The organism is Synechococcus sp. OH2 (genome assembly GCF_047462155.1).
Lineage (GTDB): Bacteria > Cyanobacteriota > Cyanobacteriia > Thermostichales > Thermostichaceae > Thermostichus.
The window spans coordinates 3,955-6,254 of the sequence record NZ_JANSIR010000076.1 but is presented as its reverse complement, the minus strand read 5'-3'; the positions used below and the strand labels follow the sequence as shown (position 1 = coordinate 6,254).

Annotated in this window: 4 protein-coding genes; 3 read left to right on the top strand and 1 reads right to left on the bottom strand. The window is 64.3% G+C overall.

The features are described from left to right. Nucleotides 1-505: SOS response-associated peptidase (locus NW835_RS06450; protein ID WP_414414831.1), on the top strand; the 505-nt coding region annotated here is incomplete at its 5' end. Here the strand turns inward: NW835_RS06450 and dprA are convergent. After that, nucleotides 444-1,586 carry a DNA-processing protein DprA gene (dprA, locus tag NW835_RS06445; protein WP_414414830.1) on the bottom strand — a complete coding sequence of 381 codons (1,143 nt, stop codon included), beginning with the start codon at nt 1,584-1,586 and terminating at the stop codon, nt 444-446. The genes NW835_RS06450 and dprA overlap by 62 nt on opposite strands. A gap of 69 nt (nt 1,587-1,655) precedes the next feature. On the opposite strand from dprA, the gene NW835_RS06440 reads away from it, so the two are divergent. Together NW835_RS06440 and NW835_RS06435 are read left to right on the top strand one after the other, a co-directional pair. Next, a complete protein-coding gene (locus NW835_RS06440) occupies nt 1,656-1,907 on the top strand; it encodes a hypothetical protein (protein WP_414361321.1) in 252 nt (83 codons plus the stop codon). Beyond that, nucleotides 1,900-2,300, top strand: a 401-nt coding sequence (locus tag NW835_RS06435; protein ID WP_414414829.1) for a sodium:solute symporter family transporter, incomplete at its 3' end; no start/stop codon positions are given. The genes NW835_RS06440 and NW835_RS06435, both read left to right, overlap by 8 nt.

Here is a 2,300-nt window from a genome sequence, read left to right as displayed (position 1 = left end):
ACCCTCTTTCCGCCAGGCCTTTTGCCGCCGCCGCTGCCTGATCCCGGCAGATGGCTTCTACGAGTGGGCCGACCAGGGCACGGCCAAGCGACAGCCCTACTGGTTTTACCTGCTGGATCGACCGGTGTTTGCCTTTGCCGGCATTTGGGAGCGCTGGCGCAGCCCACAAGGGGTGGAGAGAGAAACTTGCGCCATCCTCAACACGCCAGCCAATCGGCTAATGGGGCTTTTCCACGAGCGGATGCCGGCCATTTTGCTAGAAGACGATTACGACCTCTGGCTGGATCCGCAGGTGCGGGATCCGGCGCGGCTCCTGCCCTTGCTTCGCCCCTACCCGGCAGAGGCCATGGCCGCCTACCCCGTCAGCACCCATGTCAACAACCCTCGCCACGAGGATCCCACATGCCGGGCTCCCATCGGAGAAGCGGTGCAGGGATCCAACCTCAGCGAGCCCGCTGGTAGCGCATCCCTGGCAGTTGCACCAGCCAGACCTCCAGTTCCATAAGCAGCAGGGTGCTGGAGAGGGTGGCAATGTCCATCTGGGTGGCCTGAGCCAGGGCATCGAGGCTGAGGATGTCGTTGCCCAGGAGCTGCCAGAGAAGCTGCTGCTGCGGATCCCTGGGGCCGGCGGACAAGGGTTGGTCTGGGAGAGGGGATCCCTCAACCAAGCCCAGCTCTTGGAGCAGCTCCTCGATCCCCAGGATCATCGCTGCACCACTGCGGATGAGGTGCAGACAGCCGCGGGCCGCTGCCGTGTCGATATTCCCCGGCAGGGCATACACCTCCCGCCCGTATTGGTTGGCCAGGTGAGCGGTAATCAGCGCCCCTGAGCGCTCTGGGGCCTCCATCACCAGGGTGGCGCGGCAGAGGCCGGCGATAATGCGGTTGCGCTGGGGAAAGTGCTCCTTGGCCGGCGGCGTGCCGGGGGGATATTCGCTGAGGACGGCCCCTTGTTCCAGGATGCGCCGGTAGAGAGCGCGATGGTGGGCGGGGTAAACCTGATCCACCCCAGTTCCCACCACGGCCACCGTCTTGCCGCCTGCCTCCAGGCAGGCGTGGTGGGCAATGCCGTCGATCCCGGTGGCCAGTCCCGACACCACCACGCAGCCAGCTTCCGCCAGGGCGGCGCTGACTTTCTGGGTCCACTGCTGACCGTAGGGGGTGGGGGCGCGGGTGCCGACAATAGCGATGGCCGGCTGCTGCCAGTCGGGGCACTCGCCTAAGACGTAGAGAAGGGGCGGTGGATCCGGCAGCTCCCACAACAAGGGCGGATAGCCGGGATCCGCAGGGGTTAGGAAGGGGATCCCCGGCTTTTGGGTTTGCTCCAGGATCTCCCCAGGGTCGAGGCCAGGACGGGCAGAGGCAATCGTTTCTGCCAGGGTGGGGCCAATGCCCTCTACCTGCAGCAGGGCCGGAACGTCCGCCTGCCAGGCCCGTTCCAAGGATCCAAAGAATTCCGCCAGCCGCTTGAGGCGGTGGGGGCCGATCCCTCTAATCCGCGCCCAAGCCAGCCAGTAGGGCCGCTCTCGTTCGCCCCCAGGTTCCCTTTTGCCGGCAGGATCGGAAGGGGAAATGGAGAAAGACAAGTTCAGCTCCCCCCAACAGTGGCTGTAGTACCTTAAGTAATGGTCAGCAAAAAAGCAGGAGATAGGCAAATGGCAGGATTGGATCCTGCTGGTGGTTCTCAGGCGACAAGGCCATTGCGGTTTGGACAAGGACGCCAGGCTTGGGTGTGGGGGATCTATCCGCTGCTGTGGCTGTTGACCTGGGTGGGATCCCGCTCGGCCCAGCCGCAGCTATGGGGGATCCCGGCTTGGTACTGGGGAGCAGGGTTGGCGGTGCTGCTGTTGGTGCCCCTGAACTTCTACTTTGTGCGAACTTGCTGGCCCAGGGCTGGAGATGAGTGACACGGTTTTGAGTTTGGGTGTGGTGGGGGTGTACTTGCTGCTGCTGGCGGCCATTGGTTGGTGGAGCTACCGCCGCAGCGGCCAGGATCCGGTCAGCTATTTCCTGGCAGGGCGGGGGCTGGGATCCCTGGCCTTGACCTTGACCACGCTGGCGACGCTGCTCAGCGCCTTTACCTTCCTCGGGGTGCCGGCGGATGCCTACACCCACGGCCTGGGGATTTTTTTGGCCGTGGGGGTCACCACGGCGCTGATCTCAGGGCTGTTTTTTGGGGTGGGCTACCGGGTGTGGCTGGCGGCCCGGCACTTTGGATTCATCACCCCCTCGGAGTTTTTTGGCCACCGCTTCAACAGCCCTCTCCTGGCCCTGCTCTATTGCCTAAGCGCCCTGACGTT